Genomic DNA, 23,557 nt, shown 5'->3' with positions numbered 1-23,557 from the left:
AATTGACAATGGACAATTGACAACGAAAAATCGGCGATTCTCCATATTCCCCTTGTCCCCTTGTCCCCTTGTCCCATCTTCACCTCTTACTCCTCCGTCGGACGCTGATAGCCTTTTTCAAAGGCAAAGCGTACCAATTGAGAGCGATTGGCAAGATTGAGTTTCGTGAGAATGTGGCTGAGGTGGGTTTGAACGGTTCGGGGGCTAACAAACAGGCGATCGGCAATTTCCTTATTGGTAAATCCCTGAATCACTTCCCAAAAAACTCGCACTTCCGCTGGCGTCAGGGGCAGCGATTCCGGCTTGGGAGCGGCGGTTTTGACCGGCTCGGGATGTTCGTGCGATGCCGCACTGGGAGGATCGTTGAAGTTTTCCCTAGAACTGGCCGGTTCTTCCACTAAACGGAGAATTGCCTGGTGAATGCGGCGAGATCGCTCCAATTGCGCTTCAATTTTGGCGACGAGTTCTCGGGGTTCAAAAGGTTTGATGAGATAGTCGTCCGCTCCGATGGAATGACCTTCAATGCGATTGTCGAGTTCTCCCAAACTCGATAAAAAGATAAACGGCACGAGCTGACCGGACTGAGTTCCTCTCAAGCGGCGGCAAAACTCGAAACCATCCATTTCCGGCATCATAATATCCGATACCACCAAATCCGGTGGTTCGTCTTCAAAGACGCTTAAAGCATCCGTGCCAGAATTAACCGCTTCAACGCTATATCCTTCTTTTCCCAGATAGCGCGTTAAAGTCATGCGGAACGTTCTATCGTCATCAACGATAAGAATCCTTTTCATCTTAAAAACCCTCGGAAGGCTCCCGCCAGAATAGACGTGAATTCTCGGTGAACAGAATGTGCAAACAATATGCAAGAGTTGTTTTAGCCCCAGCGATACGCGATCGTCTTCGCTCGACCCACAGATGAGTCGAGCCTTGTCAACTTTTTAGAGAGACGATTGGGAATATTATATTTCCCCCAACGGAATCTCCCTCCCAAGAGGGACGATGGTGCGCGCAAGGGCACGGGTCAAAGCAAGAACAAGTTCGGATCGTGTCTCGCCTGAGCACCAGGACGAAATCCTTTGCTATCGAGATCGATACCACAGTTTACTCCCGGATGCCTGATGGGTCAGAACATCCCCAGACGAAAAAGCAGCATGGGACTTTCATATCGACTCGGGAATCTGGTAGCCTTCCAAACAGTCACCATCGAGAGCTAAAACTCCATATTGAACTGACCCAAAACCATGTACGAGAAACTGACCCCTCCCAAGACAGGAAATCGCGTCACTTTTAAAGATGGCGAACCCATCGTTCCCGACGATCCGATCGTGCCCTTTATTCGGGGAGATGGTACCGGGATAGATATTTGGCCAGCTACCCAGAAAGTAGTAGATGCAGCCGTACGCGAGGCCTACGGCGATCGACGAAAAATTAGCTGGTTTAAGATTTACGCCGGAGACGAGGCTTGTCAACAGTACGGTACCTATCAGTACCTGCCCGAAGATACACTTAAGGCCATTAAAGAATATGGTATCGCGATCAAGGGTCCTCTAACGACTCCCATCGGGGGGGGCATTCGATCTTTGAATGTTGCCTTGCGACAAATTAACGATCTCTATGCCTGCGTTCGTCCCTGTAAGTACTACCCCGGCACTCCTTCGCCCCACCGCCATCCCGAACAGCTCGATGTCATCGTCTATCGAGAAAACACCGAAGATATCTATTTGGGAATCGAGTGGGCTCAAGGCAGCGAGGTGGGTTCTCGACTCATCGACCTCCTGAATGACGAGTTGATACCCGCCACCCCCGAACACGGCAAGAAACAAATTCCCCTCGATGCGGGGATTGGAATCAAGCCCATCAGCAAAAACGGTTCCCAGCGCCTGGTGCGTCGTGCCATCAAGCATGCCCTGCGATTGCCCAAAGAAAAACAGCAGGTGACCCTGGTGCATAAGGGCAATATCATGAAATACACCGAAGGAGCATTTCGCAATTGGGGCTACGAGCTGGCAACGACTGAGTTTCGCGATTGCTGCGTGACCGAACGGGAGTCCTGGATTCTGGGAAATCGGGAGACCAACCCGGACATCACCCTCGAAGAGAACGCCCGTAAAATCGAGCCGGGATACGATGGGATGACCCCGGATAAACAAGAGGCGATTTGCCTCGAAGTCGCTGCCACCCTCGATGGGATTTGGGACACTCACGGGAACGGTCGCTGGAAAGAGATGGTGATGGTCAACGATCGCATCGCCGATAGCATTTTTCAGCAAATTCAAACTCGTCCGGGAGAATACTCGATTTTGGCGACAATGAACCTCAACGGAGATTACCTCTCCGATGCGGCCGCCGCCATTGTCGGGGGTTTGGGCATGGGACCGGGGGCGAATATCGGCGATGAATGCGCCATCTTTGAAGCCACCCACGGCACGGCCCCCAAACATGCGGGTTTGGATCGGATCAACCCCGGTTCGGTGATTTTATCGAGCGTGATGATGCTCGAATATATGGGCTGGCAAGAAGCTGCCGATTTGATTAAAAACGGTTTGGCAGCGGCGATTTCCAATCGCGAGGTCACCTACGATTTGGCTCGCTTGATGTCTCCTCCGGTGGAACCGCCCCTGCGCTGTTCGGAATTTGCCGAGGCGATTATCCGACATTTTGGGGATTAAGCGGCGATTAAGCGCCCTTGTTGGAGTGGTGCCGGGACGCTCGCCAACCATCGATTACAATATCGATGTCCGCGACGATCGATCTCGGCCCCTCAACCGGCATCGGGGTCAATTGAGGAACAGTGCCATCGAGTTTCTTCGCGTATTCCACGCTGAAAATCGGGCGCGCACATCCGAATCGAGGGACAAGTCAGAGATCGAGAGGTTTTGGCTAACGGCTGCTGGCCGATGACCGATCGCAATATCTCAACCGACAGTATTTCCAACTCACTCACAATAAGAAAGATGAGTCCGAATCCCACTTCCAAGCAACTCGCCTTGGTGCAAGCACTTTTCGATGCCGGGGTGAGTCGCGCGAATACGATGTTGAATTATCTGACGGAGTTGCCGATTCAATCTCGGATGTCTCCGGTTGAGATTCTCTCCTCTGGGCAACTACAAGTGAAGCTCCTCTCCTGCGTGGGGGTGGGTCGCGCCGGGGCGATGGAACTGGCCTACAGCGGCGATTTCGACGGTGTGGCTCAATTGTTGTTTCCCGAAGAGACGGCAACGGTTTTGGTGGATGCGATCGCCGACCGACAGCGTCGCCAGCTCGATCTCGATGGGATTCGGACTCAAACCCTCTCGGAAGTGGGTAATATTTTCTTTAACGGTTTGATGGGCTCGATTGCCAATGTGACCGATCGCGGCATTACCTACATGGCTCCTAAGTTTCGCGAAGGTACCGTCAAACAGTTACTCGCCGCTCGCAATCGCCCCCTCGAGAGCGCGGCGATTTTCGGACAGGCACAGTTTCAAATTCAACAACTGCAAGCCTCGGGAACGATTATTATCTTTTTTGAAGTTTCTCCATTGGAGCAGTTTCTCACCTCCGTGGAGCAGGTCGATCGATAATCGAAGGCGATCGCAGTTCGCACCCTTTTCGTAACAGATTTTCGCAGAATGGAGAATGGGGCATCGGGAATGGGCATTGGTGAAAGGTTAAGAAAATACCTATTTACGCGGTGTGCGCTCTTTTTGCGCTCGTTTGGATGGTGAGCGAGTAGACCGATCCCCCTTTTCCCCTTTCCCCTTCCCCCCGTGGGAGAGGATTTTGGAGAATTAAGTTGCACATGGCGTTATTTCTTCGCGGGTGTCGATCTGATGCTCCCCACAGAAATAAAAGTTTGTCAATCGCAACAAGTCTTGAGATTGCCGGCTCCATCGAGATCTAGACCGATCGATGGAATCCGCGATCGCCTCTTCCCTGTGCGCCTTCAGCACCGGACCCCTCGACGAAACGGTCTCAATTTGTCTCGATCGAGAGATGTTAAAGATGCGCCCTGTGTGGAAACCGATCGCCGCTTGGAAATGAATTTGGTACGATCGGCAAATACAGCCTTTTGCGCTTGTGTCTTGACGCTATCCATACAACCCGGCATTCTCCACTCCCTCTGCCCAACGAGGTTGAACTTGTAACGAGATCCCGCCGGAAGGGCGATCGATACTCACCCGTCCGAGCTTCAGTCATGCCGTCGGGAGGAGAGGATGCCGAACCTGATGGATGGCTTATGATAGTTCTGGCTATTTTATGGAGGCGATCGGCCCGGAAAGATGAGTTTAAATCAACCCCATCAATCGAAAATCGCAATGAAAAAAGCGTTTTTAATTCTAGGCGAACTGAATAATGACGATCTCGATTGGATGATTAAAGAAGGTAAGAAGCGAACGCTAAGTCCAGATGAAACCTTAATTTATGAAGGTCAACAAATTAATGCGTTTTATATCGTCTTGAACGGGAGTTTGAGCGTTTCGATCGAGTCATTAAAGAAAGAATTAGCTCGACTCTCTAGTGGTGAGGTGGTCGGGGAAATTTCCTTTATCGATACCCGCCTGCCTCTGGCGACCGTGAAAGCGATCGAAGAGTCCGATGTCCTCGAAATTCCCCGGTTGCGGCTTACGTACAAACTGCAACGGGATATGGGATTTGCCGCGCGATTCTATCGGGGTATCTCTCGCTGCTTGTCCGATCGGGTTCGCGGAACGGTGCTGCGCTTGGGATACGGACTCGATGTCGAAGATCCCCAAACCGAAGAAATGGAAGCCTATCCCGATGCCGATCGCGATTTGGCGTTAGTCCAAGCGAAGTTTACTTGGCTGATGCAGGGCTTTAGCCGATAGCTCCAGGTCATCGATCGACGGCGTTCTTAACAAAACTCAATACTAAAATCTCTATTCGTTAAGATTAAATAAGAATAATTGACTTCATTAGGGAGAGCTTGACATATTAAGAGCTATCAGAATCTTTTATGTCTAACAAAAGCGATTAATATCCTATGAAACCCCTCTTTCCTCTCGCTCCCCGTTACAGACTCGACGATGAGTGCGTTTGGCTCAAAGGGATAGATCCGGCCCGCCACTACTGGGTCTATGTGAATGGCGATCGAAAGAATGTCGCGATCGTTCCGGGGTTGACCGTTGAGAGTATGGATGGATTCAAGCAAGCGATTCTTGAGTTTCGAGACCTGCAAGCTGGAGACGCGATGGAAATTCAGCGAGCGGCGCAAAACATTACGATCCACTGCATCAGTGCCAACTGCTACGCCATCGAAACCGACGTGAGTGGAGCGCTCGTCTGGCACTTGTTCGATCGAGAAACCATCGAAAGTTTGTTGATGACCGCTCATCCCGATTGGCAGTGCGCCCCTAAAGATTTGGAGTTGGGGCGGGAGCTACTCCTACAGGCTTGGCAGCAAGCCATTGCCGCTTAAAGACCCATTTTAAATATCTTGGTTGCGATCGATGGTGAGAGTCTCTCACTTCGGTGACCTTTCGGTCTGATCCATTTAAGTTTCATCGAGCTTGTGAACCCAGCGACAGTATAGCAATCGCGACCACCGGCGCAGACAGTCCGATTTCAAACAAGTACTCTCCCCGAGCTTCCCTAGCTCCCGAGTCTCCCCCAGCTCGCAACACCGTCCCTCGCGAACATGACGACTGCTACGGATTCATCCTTCCCTAGCGAAACTGTTGCAGGTTGAATAAATCCTGGGGAGATGCCAAGAGTTCGATGGTGACATTGAGAATTTCTGAGTTGGGACTGAGGGTAAACGTCCAACTGGTATTGACGCTAAATAGAGGCGTTTGAACTTCTCCGGTCACTTTCATCGTACGATGGGCAGCACGTTGAAGCTTTTGGCTTTCTTGATGCGGTATGGCTCGAATGCCATCCGCTTCTGCTTTTAAATAAGCAGCGATCGCCTCCGCTCCGATAATGGCATCCTCAAAAGGTGGCTGCAACATACCATCTCGGGCAAATAACCGGGCAACCGCATCGAAGTTTCCCGAGTTGAACGTCTCAAAATAAGCTTTCACCACCGGTTCGCGTAAATTTAGAATTCGATCGAATGGGTTCGTGCGCGCAGCCAGCATTTTTTAATCTCCATTGTGGGTTGAACATCCATCGATCTGCATTTGCAGATCGTGACTCTAGGCAAGGGGATCGATACCCGTATCGGCAACGACCTGACGAATAAAATTCATTTTCTGCTCGCGATCGAACTTGAAGGCGATCGAATCGATGAGGGTTTGGAGGGTCTCGGAATGCAGAGGGTGACGGGTCGTTCCGCAAGAGGAACCTCCATTCACCTGCTTCCAGAGCTGATCCCAAACTGCAAATTTGGTGCGGGTTCCGAGCAAGCCGTAGGCACGACAGAACGAGTTATTCTCCTTTGCGACGAGAGCGTGCAGCGTCTGTTTCCGCTCTGTTTGGGTCATCTGTAGAACTGTGGCGAGCAAGCCTCCAGCCAGGTGAAAACGGGCAGTTCCGGTAACTTCTGGAGTGGCGGGAGCGATTTGAGCATAGATAGAGCGCAGCACCGCGAGTTTTTCAGTGGTGCTTAGGGTTTGGAATTGAGCGATCGCACCAGAAACGATTGTGGATGGCCCAACAAGGTACGGGAATGACGGCGTGGCGACGGATGTAGTTGCGTAACTCATAGTTACTATCGTTGTTGTTCGTCTATTTATATTTTGTTACATAAGTTAAAATTTCGCAATTAAAATTTATTTATAGTTATAAATCGAAAAATAGATTCATTGGTGAAGTACTTCTCCCCCGAGTTCCTAAGGCTCGCCTTCACTAAATATCCGCTGGTGGTTGCGATCTCGGTCACAGTCAGACCGATTCCTGAGATTTTCAGAGACCGATCGAGTCGCTGTCTTTCGCTTCGACCCCGAGCGAGATTGGGAAGGAGAATTTATTGCCGAAGATGTGGATGCGCGATGGGATTCAGTCATGGCGGCAAAAGTCTACGACCATTGTTTTGGCGAGCGATTCGCGCCCCAATACCAGCAAGGTCGCATGAGTGAGATTGCCGATATCTACGAGGCCGAAATCAGCGAGTGTCACGTTGAAATTCTCGCTCGTTTCCAAGTGCGGGCCAATTTAGTTGCCCCCCTGATTCAACAGGGACAGCTTTGGGGATTGCTTTGTCTTCACCAATGCCGCACTCCTCGAAACTGGTCCGACTCGGATCTCGAATTTGTCCGTCAAATTGCGGAAAACTTAGGTGTTGCCCTCGAACATATCGAACTGCTCGCGAGCGCGCGCACTCGGATGGAGCAGCAAAAAGCCCTCGCCGGGGTCATCGCCCGGATTCGAGCCTCCTTAGATCTCGATACCATTTTTCAAACCACCACGACCCAAGTGCGGCAACTGCTACAAGCCGATCGAGTGGGAGTCTTTCGCTTCGATCCGGGGCGAGATTGGGAAGGGGAATTTATTGCCGAAGATGTAGATGCTCGATGGGATTCGGCGATGGCGGCCAAAGGCTACGATCGCGGCTTTAGCGAGGGATTGGTGCCCCAATACCAGCAAGGTCGCATCAGTTCAATTGCCGATATCTACGATGCCGAACTAAGTGCATGTCACGTTGAAATTCTCGAGCGGTTCCAAGTGCGCGCCCATATCGTCGCTCCTTTAATTAAAGAGAGCCAACTGTGGGGATTGCTGTGCATTCACCAATGCCGCGCTCCCCGAAACTGGTCGAACTCGGATCTCGAATTTGTCCGTCAAATCGCGGAAAACTTGAGCGTGGCCCTCGAACATATCGAACTGCTCGCGAGCGCGCGCACTCGGATGGAGCAGCAAAAAGCCCTCGCGGGGGTCATTGGTCGAATTCGAGCGTCCTTAGATCTCGAGACCATTTTTCAAACGACAGCCACCCAAGTGCGGCAACTGCTGCAAGTCGATCGGGTGGGGGTGTTTCGCTTTTACCCGGAGCGAGATTGGGAAGGGGAATTTGTTGCCGAAGATGTCGACCCTCGCTGGGATTCGGCGATTGCCAAAACAGTTTACGACCACTGCTTTAGCGAGCGTTTCGCACCCCAATACCAACAAGGTCGGGTGAATGCGATTTCCGATATCTATCAAAGAGAATTGAGCGATTGTTATCTTGACATTCTCGCCCAATTTCAAGTGCGGGCGAATGTCGTTGCCCCCTTACTCAAAGGGGAGAGCCTATGGGGATTGTTATGCATCCATCAATGCGAGGGCCCTCGTTCTTGGCGCGGATCGGAGGTCGAGTTTATCCAACAAATCGCCGAGCAATTGGGGGTGGCACTTCAGCAAGCAGAGTATATCGATCGAGTTCGCCTTCAGTCGTCGGAATTGGTACAAGCTCAGGAACGCCAGAAAGCCGCAGAACGCCAAAAAGCGCTCTCGAAAACCATCGATCGCATCCGCCAGTCTTTGAAGATCGAAAGAATTTTTCAAACCTCCACCCAAGAAGTCCTGCAGATGATCGGGGTCGATCGAGTCGCGATCTATCGTTGCAGTGCCGATGGCAGTGGCAAATTTGTCGCGGAGTCGATGACAGAAGGCTGGAGAGCTGTGGTTGGAATGCAACCCCCCCTCGAAGATCTAGTGGGGTCTCAAACCCGAGACGGTGGGTTTGATGGCACGGAAGTTTTAACCATCCACGATCGCGATCGCCTCGAAGCAACAGAGGGTCACCAGCAACTCCTCGAAGAATTGGAAGCCAAGGCCTACGCGATCGCACCCATTTTTCAGGGTGAGAATCTGTGGGGACTCTTGGCAACCTATCAGAATACGACTTCCCGGACTTGGGAAACATCTGAAGTGAACTTGCTCGCTCAAATTGCCTCGCATTTGGGGGTGGCACTCCAGCAAGCCGAATACATCCAACGCACTCGGGAGCAATCGCTGCAACTGACCCGGGCCTCAGAGCTTCAGAAAGCCCTAGCGACCACTGTCGATAAAATTCGTCAGTCCCTCGATATTAAAGCAATTTTCGAGACCACCACCCAGGAAGTCCGACAGCTCCTCGGGGTGGAGCGCGTTGCCATCTATCGCTTCAATCCCGACTGGAGTGGCGGATTTGTCGCCGATTCGATCGTCGATGGTTGGACGGGTACGGCAACGGCTCAAAGCATACCCAACCCGATGGTTTGGGAACAAGCTCGGGAAGGACAGTATCCCCGCAACGAAACCTTCGTGCCGATTTTACAGGGGGAAAAACTGTGGGGTTTGCTCGTGGCTTACCAAAATTCTCAGCCCCGGTACTGGGACGATGAAGAAATCAACTTGCTCGCTCAAGTTGGAGTGCAATTGGGAGTGGCTTTACAGCAAGCGGAACTCCTCGAACAGACTCGTTCCCAAAAAGAGGAACTCACGAAAGCCCTTACGGAGTTGCAAGCCACTCAAGCTCAACTGATTCAAGGGGAAAAAATGGCGGGTTTGGGGCAGTTGGTGGCTGGGGTGGCTCACGAAATCAACAATCCGGTGAATTTTATCTTCGGTAACCTCTCCCATATGAGTCAGTACATTGACGATTTATTCGAGGCCCTCGAACTCTACCAACAATACTATCCACAGCCCGTTCCCGATCTGGGAGACCGCTTGCAGGAATTGGAGTTAGATTTTCTGGCGGCCGATTTACCTAAAGTTCTGGCTTCGATGAAACTCGGGGCCAATCGCATTCGGGATATCGTCCTCTCGTTGCGAACCTTTTCTCGCATTGACGAGGCTCAGATGAAACCGGTGGACGTGCATGAAGGGATTGAGAGTACGTTATTGATTTTGCAGTATCAGTTAAAAGATAAAGGGGATTTGAAGGCGATCGAGGTGGTCAAAGATTATGGCGAACTGCCCCTGGTGGAGTGCTATGCGGCACAGCTCAATCAGGTTTTGATGAATTTGTTGAGTAATGCGATCGATGCTCTCGAGGAGAAACGGCGGCAAACCGCTCGCATGTCCGTTGCCCCTCGGATTCAGATTGACACGGAGGTTCTGGGCGATCGCATCCGGATCGCGATTGCAGATAATGGCTCTGGGATACCCGAAACGGTGAGATCGCGGCTGTTCGATCCCTTTTTCACGACGAAGGAACCGGGCAAAGGTACGGGATTGGGACTCTCCATCAGCTACCAAATTATTGTCGAACATCACGGGGGGCAACTGCGATGCGAACCATTGAGGGATGGGGGTACGGAATTTATCGTGGAAATTCCGATTGCAGCCTCTTAGCCTCACAAAACTGGGGCGATCGAGGGCAAAATTATCGAGCGCGGTTATCATTTCAGGAGTAGTTCCCATGACTGAGGTCAGTGACTGATGGATAAAATCGAGCTTCCCAAAATCCCATCCGATCTTCACACTCAATTACCCCACACCCGAGACGAGCAAAATCCAAGAAACGATCGAAGTCACGATCGCACAACCCGCAGAGGTCGAAAACAAATTCCGAAAAGACCGCTCGAACCGTCACTCGATAAAGTGATTGGGAGATTTGCGCTCGAATCGATGGCGCGCCGCATTTCGATCGCCCTTGTCTCGATTGCGTTGAGTTTCGGGGGTTGGGCAATTCCCTTGGAATCGTCCGCACAATCGATTTTTTCTCCCACTCTGCCGCAATTTACCTTTGGCAGCCGCACCCTCAAACTCGGCTTGGCGGGAACGGATGTCTTGGAACTGCAACAACGCTTGCAACGATTCGGCTATAACGTTCCTGTTTCGGGTTTGTTCGACGAGAGTACGGAAGCGGCTGCGATCGCATTTCAGTTCGATCGCGGATTAATTGCCGATGGAGAGGTGGGTACCGAGACTCAGGATGCTTTGGGAGTCGCGACCAGTTCTGGGTTCAATACCGGTAACATCCGGGTTTTGCAACGCGGCGACAACGGCGATCGGGTTTTGCAACTTCAGCAATTACTTCAAAGTGCGGGCTTTCGCCCAGGTCCCCTCGACGGTTCCTTTGGCATCGAGACAGAAGCTGCGGTCATCGATTTCCAATTAGCCACTGGGTTATCGCCAACGGGGATTGTCGACGCACAGACGGAAGTCCTGTTGCAACAATCCTTTAACTCAAACGCGATCCAACCTTTTGTCCCCGGACAACTCGCACAGGAGTCGAACGTTTATGCGGTGGTCGTTCCCGTGCGCCAAAGCATTTATGCACCAGCCCTGTTACAAGGGATTCGCCAGTTTAGACCCGATGCCATTTTAGTCGAGAGTTTCGATCGCGGAGCTTATATTAATGCAGGCACTTTCCGGGATTGCGATCTCGCAGAAGATTTTGCCGAACAATTGCGCGATGGGGGATACGAAGCGAACGTGGCGTACTTCACCAATCGAGAGTTTTTTGCACGGGACGGACAAACTCCCTTCTCTTCTTACAGTTCCTACGGATTAACCTATCCTTCCCAAGGTCCTGTGGCGGTTCCCACCACTCCGTTACCTCGCAGGCGATAGCCGTGGGTCGGGATGTTCAACGGGTTAAAATCCGAGGGATTGCAACGTCGATTCCTGAGAAAAAGTTCTGGCAGCATGCGGTTTCTCGGTCTGAGAATGGAGAGTCTTATAACGGAGCAATCGCGCGCTGGCACGCCGGACAAACCGCATGAATTGTTAACTGGCAATCTAAGAGATGATAGCCTTCTTTGTTGGCAGTTTTCGAGCCAACTTTTAAAATTGAATCGCTTTTAAATTCAATCGTTTTATTGCATTTAACGCAAATTAAATGATGGTGATGGTGGGGATAGGGCTGATTAATTTCATAGTGCTTGTGGTCTTCTCCGAGTTCGAGTTCCCGCAGAATTCCCATGCGTGCCATCAATTTTAGGGTGCGATAAATTGTTGACAAACTAATCTTTTCGCCCATTTTTTGCAAGCGATTGTACAGATCTTCTGCACTTAAATGCTCTCCCTTGGGAAGGTCTTGAAAAATCTGCAGAATCGTTTCCCTCTGGGGAGTCATCCGCCAGCCTCGCTCGTTTAGCTCGGATTTTAGTGAGGCCGCAGTATACATAGACATAATAACTTTCTATATATTTCCCTATGTTTTATAAGATACAGACGATCGAGTATCTTTGTCAATAAGTCATCTTACTTGAGAATGATTTTAAATAAATCTTTCTCTTCCCGGCGACGATCGAATCGAGGGACGGGAACTGTTACAAACGTTACCGATTTTCGCGAGTACAATCATCGATGTAGCTTTACATTTTGTTGCATAACGGGAGCGATCGATCTCGACTTCGCAAAACCTTAACTTCGCAAAACCGTAGAATGTTCGTTCCACTCCCATTTTTGACCCATCGAGCTGGCAATGCCCCAACAAGCCCTCTGGATTCAAGGGGGTCATCCGTTCCTCGCTTCAGGAGAATCGAGATCGGAGATACTGAGGTGAAATCTGGCGGTCCTCGCCCAGATGAATTGCGCGATCGATTTCTCAAGCCGGCGAACTTCAATGTCGGTGAAATCGTCTATCGATCTAAGACAACGTCAGTTTTGGTTAAGCTACCTCGCCGGAATACCGACTCTGGGTGACGTTCGGGCGGCCGTCTTGCCTCTTAATGAGCGAAGCGACAACACTGGCTACATCTGGTTGCTGGGGAGCAAAGTACTCCATCCCCATTCCCCATTCCCCATTCCCCATTCCCCGCCCTCACCGGAAACAGTCTTATCCAAAACTGACGTTAAGACATGATGGGGTGCATTCATCGGGAATTGAGGAACGCCCGACAGAATTTTAGATTATCGACTTCAATAAAATGATGATGTATAAACCGTCTCAACTGCGATTTCAACTCATATTAACGATCGCGTTGGTGGGTATCGGCTTGTTCGATCGAACGCCGGCGATGGCGCGTGGGGTCTCGCGAACCCCCCCGCACCTAAGGGATTCAATGGCGTGGATGGAACCCGAATCCCCAGATACGGGCACCCCAGAAGGCGATCGCACCGTTGGCGGAACCCGTCCCGAAGCCACCTGCAAAGAAACAGACAAACCCCTGACGGCCCTATTTGCTAACAACGGTCGCGATTTTACCCTCTCGGAATATCCGACGTTTTTGTTCTACGTGCCCTACCCCCCCGAAGAGATCGGCACGATCGAATTTTTGCTGCTCGATCGCTCCGAACGCCGGACGATCTATCGCACGAACCTGCGGCTGAGCGATCGCCCCGGTATTATTCAAGTGAGTTTACCCGCGAATGCCGAAAATGCCCTTGAAGAAGGTGAAATCTACCGTTGGCGGCTGAATCTCGATTGCGTACCCGATCGCAGTGTCGATCCCGAACTCGTTCTCAATGGGTGGATTAAGCGAGTGGCGTTGGATGCGCCGGAAACGGAAGCCTCGGCAGCAGACCCCCTGGGGGAATACCAACTCTATCGAGATAATGGAATTTGGTACGACGCAATCGCCCATTTAGCTCAACTTTATTTCGCCAATCCCGACAATGGCTCGTTGAACCAGGCATGGCTCGAACTTTTGAACGAACTGGGTTTAGGGGTGGCAATCGGCGAACCCGGGGTGTCCTCGGAACTGGTATTGGGAAACGAGTCGATCCAGATTGGGGGACTTGGAGAGGGAAGACCGCGGCGCTCGTTGCCAAAGTAAGGTGAGTTCCGGTGTGGGGTGTGGGGGGTAGGGTGTAGGGCACTGGTGAACGGTTAAACTTGTGTGCCATTTGTCAAGGGGTGTCGGGTGTCAAATATTCCTCAGAACTCCCTCACCCGATCGGGTGAGGGAGCGATCCTTCCGTTGGGTGACAGTAAAATCCTTCGATTGGGTGATTTGTCTGTAAGGCATCTGACCTTAAACTGTAACCATAAAGCAATATCGATTTTCACCCAAGTCCTTAAAGCCCGACCTTCCAACGGTGGGGTTTTTTCTTGTATGTATAGCAGTTGCCACGTTGTAAGAAAACGTCAGTTTTGGATAAGACTGTTTCCGGTGAGGGCGGGGAATGGGGAATGGGGCATGAAAAAAATTTATTTCTTCGATTCGTGTCAATCAACCAGTCTGCGTTGCGCTATATTTCCCCAGTGCTCCCCCAACTCGGGTCCGATCGCATCGCGATCGCGATCGACGCTACCATCGATAAAGACATCGCTCGCGGGTGACTTATCGGGTGAACAGATGCCGGTCACGCCGGTACTGGGTCTGCGAGAGTGGCATCTGGGCTAGAACTAGAGACGATCGAAACGGCTTATGGCAGTGGATTTAAGAGAATTTTTTCGCGCAACTAATCCCAGCCGCACTTTGGCTGCGGATAGCGAAGAAGATCGCAAATTTTATATCGATTTTTCCTCGGTGCGGGGGGGACAAATCATCGAGGAGTTGAATCAAAATATTACCTTTTTTTCCCCAGACGAACCCACCTGCGAGTTATTTACCGGTCATATTGGCTGCGGTAAATCCACGGAGTTGCGCCGCCTCGCCGCAGAACTCGAAGAAGCCGGGTTTCACGTGGTCTATTTCGAGTCCTCCCAAGATCTGGAAATGGGAGATGTGGACGTGGGGGATATTTTGCTGGCGATCGCCCGTCGCGTCAGCGAAAGCGTCGAAGAACTCGACGATATCGAACTCGAAGAACCCCGAGGGTTGAAAAGTTTGCTGCGGGGTGCGGCCCGATTGCTGCAAACGGAAATCGATCTCTCCGCCGAAGCTACCGTCCCCGGTATCGGTCAAATCGCCGCGAGTACTGATGGTTCCTTTTCGGCTGAGGTGGGGGTGCCGGGGTTGGGTCAAGTGGCCGCTAGCGACTCCGACGGTGTCTCTGTGGTGGCGTTGGGAATTGGCCGGATTACCGCCAAAGCCAAAAATAGCCCCGAATCGCGATCGAAACTGCGGGAGTATCTCGAACCCCGCACCTCTAGCCTGATCGATGCGATTAACGAAGAACTCATCGAACCGGCTAAAGAGAAACTCAAGCAACACGGCAAAGAAGGATTGGTGGCGATCGTCGATAATCTCGATCGGGTCGAAAGCCGTCAGAAACCCTGGGGCCGCAGCCAGCCGGAGTATCTATTTGTCGATCGCGGCGAGCAGTTGTGCCAGCTCAACTGCCACGTTGTTTATACCATGCCCTTGTCGTTGCTGTTTTCCAACGACCTCAGCCGCCTCACCAGTCGCTTCGGGGTCGATCCCAAAGTGCTGCCGATGGTTCCCGTAGAAACCCGCGATGGCAGCGAATGCGCCGAAGGGATGGTCCTCATGCGACAGATGGCCCTGGCGCGCGCCTTTCCCGACGATACCGCCGAAGCGCGTTTGGCGCGCATCCCGGAAATTTTCGATCGACCCGAAACCCTCGATCGTTTGTGCCGCACTAGTGGGGGTCACGTGCGAGAATTTTTGCGATTGCTCAACGACTGGATTAAAAAAGACCGCAAGTTTCCCCTATCGGCGGAGGGGTTGGAGAAGGTGATTAAAGCCCGACGCAACCAGATGACCCTTGCCGTCAGCGACGATGAATGGGAGTTGTTGCGCCAAGTCAAACAGCGCAAACAAGTCACTGGAGATGAAGGGTACGAAGTCCTCATTCGCAGTATGTTCGTCTACGAGTACCGCGACAGCGAGGGATCTTGGTTCGATGTCAATCCTATTCTCGAGTCGGCCGGTCGGTTGGGATGAATGAACAATGAACAATCGTGTCGATCGACTGCCCGATCGCATTGTGAGAACGATCGCTCGATGGTGAGAGTGACGATCGCGCCGAACCGACTGTCCGATCGCTCGATCGCACTGAAATCGTCACGGGAGTAGGGATAAAACGATCGCGGTCGATTCAAGGGAGATTTTCGACGATAGAAGTATCCCACGCAACTCCCCCACGATGTACGCCATGATTTCTTGCTCTCAACCGGTCACTCTCGAACAAGCCATTCATCAAATTCTGGCGCTGGGCAAAATTTCTAAGATGGACCAGGACTTAATCTGGTCGATTGCCAAGAACGGGTTGAGCGATCGCGAACGCATGTTGATAACCCAATTGGGCAATGCGTTGCGTATGGGACGGCTGGCCGTGGTTTAGGGTAACGTTCTGTGTTGAGGAGAGGATGAAGCAACTGGGCAACGACTTTTGTCAAAGCCCAATCCCACTCGAAAGGATTCCCAATGGGTTCTATATCGGTTTCAGAAGCAGCTTTTCTTTTTTTCGGAATCTGAGGCAAAACGATACAAAACAATACAATACACACCGAAATTCGATCGCGGGCTACACGATGGAGTTGCGACGGAAGCGAGCCAGTCCGCAAGAATTATTCGTTCTCGAGCTAACATTCACGATCGCAATTTCACGTAAATTAGCGAAGGGAAGCCCCCATCTTTGAAGTGGGGGAGGAACCTACACCTGTAGGCACTCCCCATTTCCTCATCCACTCCACTCATCCCTCAAACTGCAAGTCGGCACCCGATAAAGTTAAAGTTGATGTGAAACCGGTGGGTAAAAGTGGGTCAACGGGGAATGTCCCATTTCCGCATCTGGGGCGCGAAATTGTCTCACGTCCCGATCGCAACCCAGAAGGCACGCCTCCTTTCCCTTGCCTCCCGAGTTTCCCCCACACCGATCGAAGCGGATTCGAGATCGGATACGTTCTTGCCATTGCGATGACAACTCCCGAGCATTTACCCGACAGCGTCCATGCATTTCCCAGCGGAACCGACGAACTGGAGGAACTCGCTTGGGCGATTTCTTCGGGTCTGGGGGAATTTTCATTGATTTTAGTTCGGTGTAATGTGGTTTCTTGGCAGGAGCAATTGGCATCCAGACTCCAGAAAATCTGCAATGTCGAGATTTTGTCCGTTGCCCTGGAACCGGAAACCACCCAACTTTACAAAAGGATTCAAGAGTGGGTGGGAAAGTCTCGCCACCAGGCTGGCAACCCCCAAGCGATTATCGTTTCGGGATTGGATGGGGTGCGAGATCTCGATGGGTTGCTCGCTCGGGCCAATCAAGTCCGGGAGGAGTTTCGCACCCATTTGCCTTTACCGATGGTGTGGTGGGTGAGCGATCGGATTTTGCAAAAGCTCAAACGCCTCGCCCCGGATCTCGAAAGCTGGACCATTGGCGTGGAATTTTCCCTCTCGACGGCGGCACTGCTCGAATGTATCGATCGCGCGGCAGATGAACTCTTCGCTCGACATTTAAAGGAGGGGGCCGGTCGATTTACGGGGAATGCCGCCCTGAATTTGAAAATGGGGGCGACGGGATCGTTACGCCAGGAACTGGATGCGGCCCGCCAAGAGTTGAAAAATCGCGGTGTCGTTCTGGATCTCGAACGCCAAGCCAGCCTTGACTTTCTCCTGGGGCCCGACCCGACGGATTCTATTGCCGAGTCTCTGACCCATTACGAGGGTAATGCGGCGTTGTGGGCGCAAAGTTCTAACTTAGAGCGTCAGGGGTTGGCGCAGTACTGTTTGGGGCTGTGGTGGCGCTCCTACGCCCTGCTCCATCGTGCCTATTACGAGCCGGCCTGTCAGTTGGCACTGGATTATTTTTGTCGATGCATTCAACTGTTCGATCGCGCCGGTCGGGAAGATTTGGTGGCGAATTTTATTAACGCTTGGGGGGATATTCTCGAACGACTTCAAGCGCGATCGGCTCTCGAAGCCGTTGCCGAACGAGCGGTGCAACTTCACCAAACTTATCCTAACCCGTTTCGGTTGGCTCGCGCCTATAGTTTTATTGCCGAAGCCGCCTTAGCCGCTCGCAATTGGCGCAAAGCCGAGGATGCAGTACAACGATCGCTTTCGATTTCCTTAAACGCGCCGGCAAATGCCCGCATTACCACTCAAGAAGAGTGGGTAAAATGGTTTAATCAAGGCTCGTATTTTTTTGCCTTAGCTCGGGCGCAAAAACATTTAGGACGACCTCGCAAAAGCTTGGAAAGTTTGGAAGCTGCACTCTCCAAAACATCCCCCAATCTCGAACCGGAACTCTACATTAAAATTCTCCAAGTCTTGCAAGAACAGTATTTTAGTTCCGGCGATTATTTACAGGCATTTAAGTTTAAATTAGAACGACGCTCGATCGAGCGGTCGTTAGGATTTCGAGCCTTTATCGGGGCGAGTCGATTGCGTCTGGAGTTGCCAATTTTTGAGACGAGTGCTTCCTCACTCTCTGGGGGCATTGTCCCCCAAGAAATTACCGCGTCGGGGCGACAACAAGATGTGAATCGGTTGATGGAACGGATCGGTCGCATCGATCGCAAACTCACGATTCTTTACGGTCAATCGGGGGTGGGTAAAAGTTCTCTGATTCAAGCGGGGCTAATCCCGACGTTAGAGCGAAAAACCGTGGGGACTCGGGATGTCGTTTGGGTGTTGCAGCAGGTCTATGCTGACTGGGTCAAAGAACTGGGAAAACGTTTGGCAAAAACAGATTCGGGTCCCATTAATTTGCTCGATCGTGCCGAGACGAGTTTGCCCCAATCGAAGAATTGGGGAGATTTAGATTCTCTCGATTTAATTTTAGAGTACTTACAAGATAATACCACAAACAATCGATTAAATGTTTTGATTTTCGACCAGTTTGAAGAGTTTTTCTTTACCCATCGAAACCTGAAGTCAAGATTGAAATTTTACCGCTTTCTCAGTCAATGTTTAGAGTTACCCTATACAAAAATTATTTTATCGATTCGGGAAGATGATTTGTATTATCTTTTAGAGTGCAATCGACTGCCAGACTTTGACGTTGTCAATCATAATATTTTAGACAAAAATATTCTCTACTATCTCGGAAACTTTTTACCCTCTGAAGCACGAGAAATTCTAGAAAGTTTAACCCGTCAAGCCCAATTTCCTGTAGAGACGGCGCTCATCGATAAACTGGTCGAAGACTTATCCCAAGAAATTGGAGAAGTGCGTCCCATCGAGTTACAAGTGGTGGGTTCTCAGCTACAAACCGAAAACATTAAAACCCTGCAAGCTTATCGAGAACAAGGTCCTAAAGAAAAGCTGGTCGAACGCTATTTAGCGGAGGTGATTGAAAATTGCGGGCAAGGGAACGAACGCATCGCCCATTTGGTTCTTTACCTACTCACCGATGAGAATAATCTTCGCCCCCTCAAAACCCGTCTCGAACTGGAAAAAGAGAGCAAAGTTTTCTCGGAAAATCTGAAGTCCGAAGTCCGTGCCGGTCAAATTGAGCTCGTATTAGATATTTTCGTGCGATCGGGTTTGGTACTGCTGCTGCCCTCCCAACCCACCGATCGCTACCAACTGGTTCACGACTACTTAGTGCCGGTGATTCGGGCAAAACGCTGGGCGGAAGTCTTTGTCGAACTCGAAGTCGAACGCCAAGAACGCCGGCGGGCGCAAAAACGCCTCAGTGGGGTCGCCAAAGGAACGGTGATGGGTTCGATCGTTGTCGCTTTGGTGATGGCCGGGTTAAGCATCGAAGCACGCCACGCCGCCCGACAAGCTCGCACCCAAGCCCGCCGGGTGGAAGTGGTGCAAGAACGACTGGTGGATTCTCTGAGTCAGTATTCTCTGGCTTTATCCGCCAACGCTCGAGAATTTGATGCTCTCTTGGAAGGATTGCACCTCGGACGAGAACTCATCCACTCTGGGTATTCTATCGCCCCCGCAACCCGCAAGCGAGTCGTCGAAGCCCTTCAGCAGTCGATTTACTGGGTTAAAGAACGCAACCGCCTCGACGGACACCAGGGGCAAATCAATAGTCTCGCCTTCAGTCCCGACGGCGGCATCCTCGCCAGTGGGAGTGGGGATAAAACCGCCAAGCTGTGGCGATCTTCGGGGGAACTCCTACAAACCCTCACCGGTCACGAGGGGGCTGTCACCCGCGTGGCTTTCAGTCCCGATGAAAATACGATTGCCACCGGCAGCTTGGATCGTACGGTGAAATTATGGGACTTAGAGGGCCGCGAACTGCAAACCCTGACCGGACATGGGGATGGGGTGACCGGCGTGGCTTTTAGTCCCAACGGTAAGATACTGGCGACGGGGAGTTTGGATGCGAGTATTAAACTCTGGCAGTTGGAGGAAGATTCGGTCTCCCTCCTGGGAACGATTCGCGGACACAACGCACGAGTCACCGATCTCGCCTTTAGCCCCGACGGCAAAACCCTCGCCAGTTCCAGTTACGACGGCACGGTCAAACTTTGGGATTTGCAAGGTCGCAATCGACAAACCCTTTCGAGACACGAAGGGGAAGTGACCAGCGTCGCTTTTAGTCCCAACGGCGAGTATGTTGCCACCGGAGGACGGGACAAAACCGTTCGTCTCTGGAGTCGAGGGGGTGAAGAACTGCGAGTCCTCAGCGGACATCAAGACTGGGTGAACGACGTTGCCTTCAGTCCGGATTCCCAGACCCTCGCCTCTGCGAGTTGGGATAAAACCATTGAGATGTGGGAATTGAAAGGGGATGTCTCGGCGGTTGAGATTCGCGAAGTGGAGACCCTCAGGGGACATCGCCATGGCGTCCGCAGCCTTGCTTTCAGTCCGGATTCTCATACCCTCGCTAGCGGCAGCGAGGTGGAAAGTATTAAGTTATGGAACCAGATTGACAATCGCCAGAAGGCATTTCAAGGACATGACAATGCCGTCACCAGTATCAGTTTCAGTCCGGCTTCGGGAGAGTGCGAGGGTCTGTTTGCCACTGCCAGTCACGATCGCACCATTCGCCTGTGGAACGATCGGGGGCAACTCGCACGGACAATTTGGGGACACGATGATGTGGTCACCAGCGTCAGTTTCAGTCCCGATGGGGACATTCTCACCAGTGGTAGTTGGGATGGCACGGCACAACTGTGGAATTGCGATGGCAGTGCGATTCTACCCCTCCTCGGACATACCAGCCACATCACTGATGTGAGTTTTAGCCCCGACGGACAAACCATTGCTACGGCCAGTAAGGATACGACGGTGAAGTTGTGGGACCGGACGGGAAATCTGCAGCAAACCCTGAACGGACATATCAGCCACGTCACGAGCGTGAATTTTAGTACGGACGGCAAAACCATCGCTACAGGGAGTTTGGATGGGACGGCGAAACTGTGGAATCTGGCGGGGAAAGAACTGCAAACTCTCGCCGGACACGATTCCGATGTCACCGATGTGAGTTTTAGCCCCGACGGACAAACCATCGCCACTGCCAGTCGCGATAAGACGGTGCAACTGTGGGATCGGGATGGGGAAGTGGTGCAAACGTTGCGGGGACATACGGCGACGGTGACGAGTGTGAGTTTCAGTCCCGATGGGGAAACGATTGCCACCGCCAGCCGCGATCGCACCGTTAAATTATGGAATCGACAGGGAGAAGAGTTGCGAACCTTCGATCGCCATCAAGATTGGGTGACCGACGTGCGATTTAGTTCCGACGGGAAATTTGTCATTTCGGTAGACTACTCGGGTCGGGTCATTTTCTGGCGAGATTTAAATTTAGGCTTGGAAGAACTGTTACAACGGGGTTGCGTTTGGATGAAGGATTATCTTCAGTACAATCGCAATCTTGATGAAACGGCTCGATCGGTGTGCGATGAGGAGTCAGTTTCAATGGACAATGAGGGAGTTTTTGATGAGAAATCCTAATCGTTGCCAGATTCTTGGATAGATTCAAGCATCAATTTTGGGTCAATTTCTCCACGAATTTACAAGGGTTACACCGGCGTGGTAGGATTTCATCAATTATCTAAACGTAGTTGGGTTAAAAACTGTAGCTACAAACTCCCTTCATCTAGCTGTAACTCTCATCGTTTCGTAGAATTCAGTGCATGAGTCCTCGAAAAGCGATTGCCTCCAAAACGCAAATTTTGCACTAAGCATTTTTACCGAGATTGACAAAGTTTTGCATAGACCCGTTCCTCGACGATCGAAAAGTTGGGTGGCGGGATTCTCCTCAAGTTGATGAGAAATCCTAATCGTTGCCAAATTCTTTGATAGATTCAAGCATCAATTTTAGGTCAATTTCTCAACGAGTTTACAAGGGTTATACCGGCATGATAGGATTTTGCCAATTATTTAAACGTAGTTGGGTTAAAAGTTGTAGCTATACGTATCCTTTATAGAGCTGTAACTCCTATAGTTTCGTTGAATCAAGCTTACTAGTCCTTAAAAAGCGATCGCCTCCAAAACGCAAATTTTTGACTAAGCATTTTTACTGGGATTGACAAAGCATCATATTGACCCGTCTCTCGAAGATTGAAAAGTTCGGTGGCGAGATTTCCCTCAAGTTGATGAGAAATCCTCATCATTGCCAAATTCTTGGATGGATTCGATCGCGCATTTCCGGTCAATTTTTCGACGAGTTTACAAGGGTTACACCGGCATGATAGGATTTTGCCAATTATTTAAACGTAGTTAGGTTAAAAGCTGTAGCTATACGTATCCTTCATCGAGCTGTAACTCCTATCGTTTCGTTGAATCAAGCCTATTAGTCCTCAAAAAGCGATCGCTTCCAAAAGCGAATTTTTGACTAAGCACTTTTACTGGGATTGACAAAGTATTGTATTGACCCATCTCTCTTTTTTGAATCCATATAAATAGCGTAAATAGCGCGACCTGCTGGTTTATTTACACGATTGAAAAAAAATCATAGGCGCGAAAATGAAAATTGCCATCAATTTTCGCCCTTGAAACCATCAAATTCCCCCTGTTCCCCGTTCCCCATTCCCCGTTCCCTCTTTTCCACCAGAAGTCTAATAAGTTTTTCTACTCCCCATTCCCCATTCCCTATTCCCTATTCCCCAATTTTCCACAAGCGATCGCTACATCGGCGGTAACTCCAACGGCAGCGGTCCGAGAAATCCCCGGCGATAATCGCTTAAGATTTGCCGTGCGGTGCGCTCCATATCTCCCTTATGACGGCGTTTCGAGAGTTCGTGGAGGTAACTTTCTCCCGTCATCGACTTCGGATCGATTTTGTAGCGCGATCGCCACAATTTTATTGGGATGCATTCCGGGGCGATCGCATCTAAATCGACGACCAACTCGATAAAAGCGTGGGCGACCCGCTGATTGTCGTAAGCGGCTTCCCCAATATCGTCGCAAATGGCTAGTTTTACCCCATCGTCTCGATTATCCAACCGCCAGGGCAAAATGCCCGGCGAATCGAGCAATTCCAACTCATCAGACATTCGCACCCAGCGCAGTTGGCGCGTTACCCCCGGAAACCGGGCGCTTTTGACCACTCGCCGTTTCAGCAACCGGTTGATGATGGCAGACTTCCCGACGTTGGGAAACCCAATCACCACCGCTCGCACCGGACGGGGAAGCATCCCTCGCTCTTTGCGCCGACGGTTCACCGCTTCTCCGGTGCTTCGAGCCGCTTTAGCCACTTCATCAATTCCCGTTCCCTGCTGACCGTTGGTAAAATGTGCCGTCTCCCCCCGCTTGGCAAACCATTCTTCCCAGCCTTGACGCACCTCCGGCAAAATCGAATCGATGCGATTGAGAATCAGCACCCGCGACTTCTCCCCAACCCATCCCGAGAGTTGGGGATGGTGGGTGGCAAGGGGAATGCGAGCATCTCGCACTTCAAGCACCACGTCAACTCGCTTGAGTTGTTCTTTGAGCTGCTTTTCAGCTTTGGCGATGTGACCGGGGTACCACTGGATGGGGTTCATGTTTTTGATGGGGTG

At 51.2% G+C, this 23,557-nt stretch carries 17 protein-coding genes; 11 read left to right on the top strand and 6 right to left on the bottom strand.

Translation table 11 applies throughout. The features are described 5' to 3' along the window. Positions 1-86: 86 nt before the first annotated feature. Entirely contained in the window at positions 87-794 is a 708-nt protein-coding gene (locus AC2215_RS19835) for a response regulator transcription factor (RefSeq protein WP_486811738.1), read from the bottom strand. Between the two features lie 450 nt (positions 795-1,244). On the opposite strand from AC2215_RS19835, the gene AC2215_RS19830 reads away from it, so the two are divergent. From AC2215_RS19830 to AC2215_RS19810, 5 genes are all read left to right on the top strand, one after another. Further along, on the top strand, positions 1,245-2,672 hold the full coding sequence (locus AC2215_RS19830) for an NADP-dependent isocitrate dehydrogenase (protein WP_486811737.1): 1,428 nt from the start codon (positions 1,245-1,247) through the stop codon (positions 2,670-2,672). Between the two features lie 285 nt (positions 2,673-2,957). Next, on the top strand, positions 2,958-3,566 hold the full coding sequence (locus AC2215_RS19825) for a hypothetical protein (RefSeq protein WP_486811736.1): 609 nt from the start codon (positions 2,958-2,960) through the stop codon (positions 3,564-3,566). 328 nt (positions 3,567-3,894) lie between these two features. Continuing rightward, on the top strand, positions 3,895-4,026 hold the full coding sequence (locus AC2215_RS19820; RefSeq protein ID WP_486811735.1) for a hypothetical protein: 132 nt from the start codon (positions 3,895-3,897) through the stop codon (positions 4,024-4,026). Positions 4,027-4,301: 275 nt separating this feature from the next. Next, a complete protein-coding gene (locus AC2215_RS19815) occupies positions 4,302-4,832 on the top strand; it encodes a cyclic nucleotide-binding domain-containing protein (protein WP_486811734.1) in 531 nt (176 codons plus the stop codon). A gap of 155 nt (positions 4,833-4,987) precedes the next feature. Beyond that, entirely contained in the window at positions 4,988-5,422 is a 435-nt protein-coding gene (locus tag AC2215_RS19810) for a hypothetical protein (protein WP_486811733.1), read from the top strand. Between the two features lie 247 nt (positions 5,423-5,669). On the opposite strand, the gene AC2215_RS19805 is transcribed toward AC2215_RS19810, so the two are convergent. Then, a complete protein-coding gene (locus AC2215_RS19805) occupies positions 5,670-6,083 on the bottom strand; it encodes a nuclear transport factor 2 family protein (RefSeq protein WP_486811732.1) in 414 nt (137 codons plus the stop codon). A 57-nt stretch (positions 6,084-6,140) separates the two neighbouring features. Further along, positions 6,141-6,650 carry an orange carotenoid protein N-terminal domain-containing protein gene (locus tag AC2215_RS19800; RefSeq protein ID WP_486811731.1) on the bottom strand — a complete coding sequence of 170 codons (510 nt, stop codon included), beginning with the start codon at positions 6,648-6,650 and terminating at the stop codon, positions 6,141-6,143. A 160-nt stretch (positions 6,651-6,810) separates the two neighbouring features. Between AC2215_RS19800 and AC2215_RS19795 the strand changes: the two genes are divergently transcribed. Beyond that, entirely contained in the window at positions 6,811-10,200 is a 3,390-nt protein-coding gene (locus AC2215_RS19795; protein WP_486811730.1) for a GAF domain-containing sensor histidine kinase, read from the top strand. 87 nt (positions 10,201-10,287) lie between these two features. Next, complete coding sequence (locus tag AC2215_RS19790) at positions 10,288-11,424, top strand: peptidoglycan-binding domain-containing protein (protein WP_486811729.1); 1,137 nt, start codon at positions 10,288-10,290, stop codon at positions 11,422-11,424. A 106-nt stretch (positions 11,425-11,530) separates the two neighbouring features. Here the strand turns inward: AC2215_RS19790 and AC2215_RS19785 are convergent, their stop codons facing one another. Further along, positions 11,531-11,986 (bottom strand): Fur family transcriptional regulator, encoded by a 456-nt coding sequence (locus AC2215_RS19785; protein ID WP_486811728.1) that lies wholly within the window; start codon positions 11,984-11,986, stop codon positions 11,531-11,533. A 739-nt stretch (positions 11,987-12,725) separates the two neighbouring features. On the opposite strand from AC2215_RS19785, the gene AC2215_RS19780 reads away from it, so the two are divergent. Beyond that, complete coding sequence (locus AC2215_RS19780) at positions 12,726-13,574, top strand: DUF928 domain-containing protein (protein ID WP_486811727.1); 849 nt, start codon at positions 12,726-12,728, stop codon at positions 13,572-13,574. A gap of 392 nt (positions 13,575-13,966) precedes the next feature. Here the strand turns inward: AC2215_RS19780 and AC2215_RS19775 are convergent, their stop codons facing one another. Continuing rightward, positions 13,967-14,107, bottom strand: a complete 141-nt coding sequence (locus tag AC2215_RS19775) for a hypothetical protein (RefSeq protein WP_486811726.1) — start codon at positions 14,105-14,107, stop codon at positions 13,967-13,969. Between the two features lie 61 nt (positions 14,108-14,168). Between AC2215_RS19775 and AC2215_RS19770 the strand changes: the two genes are divergently transcribed. The 3 genes from AC2215_RS19770 (at position 14,169) to AC2215_RS19760 (ending at position 21,509) form a co-directional block, all read left to right on the top strand. Then, complete coding sequence (locus AC2215_RS19770) at positions 14,169-15,590, top strand: ATP-binding protein (protein WP_486811725.1); 1,422 nt, start codon at positions 14,169-14,171, stop codon at positions 15,588-15,590. Between the two features lie 202 nt (positions 15,591-15,792). Further along, positions 15,793-15,990, top strand: a complete 198-nt coding sequence (locus AC2215_RS19765) for a hypothetical protein (protein WP_486811724.1) — start codon at positions 15,793-15,795, stop codon at positions 15,988-15,990. Positions 15,991-16,289: 299 nt separating this feature from the next. After that, complete coding sequence (locus AC2215_RS19760) at positions 16,290-21,509, top strand: WD40 domain-containing protein (protein ID WP_486811723.1); 5,220 nt, start codon at positions 16,290-16,292, stop codon at positions 21,507-21,509. Positions 21,510-22,684: 1,175 nt separating this feature from the next. Here the strand turns inward: AC2215_RS19760 and ylqF are convergent. Next, complete coding sequence (gene ylqF / locus AC2215_RS19755) at positions 22,685-23,542, bottom strand: ribosome biogenesis GTPase YlqF (protein WP_486811752.1); 858 nt, start codon at positions 23,540-23,542, stop codon at positions 22,685-22,687. Positions 23,543-23,557 lie beyond the last annotated feature (15 nt).

The organism is Zarconia sp., assembly GCF_057467645.1.
This window is presented reverse-complemented; position numbering and strand designations above follow the sequence as displayed.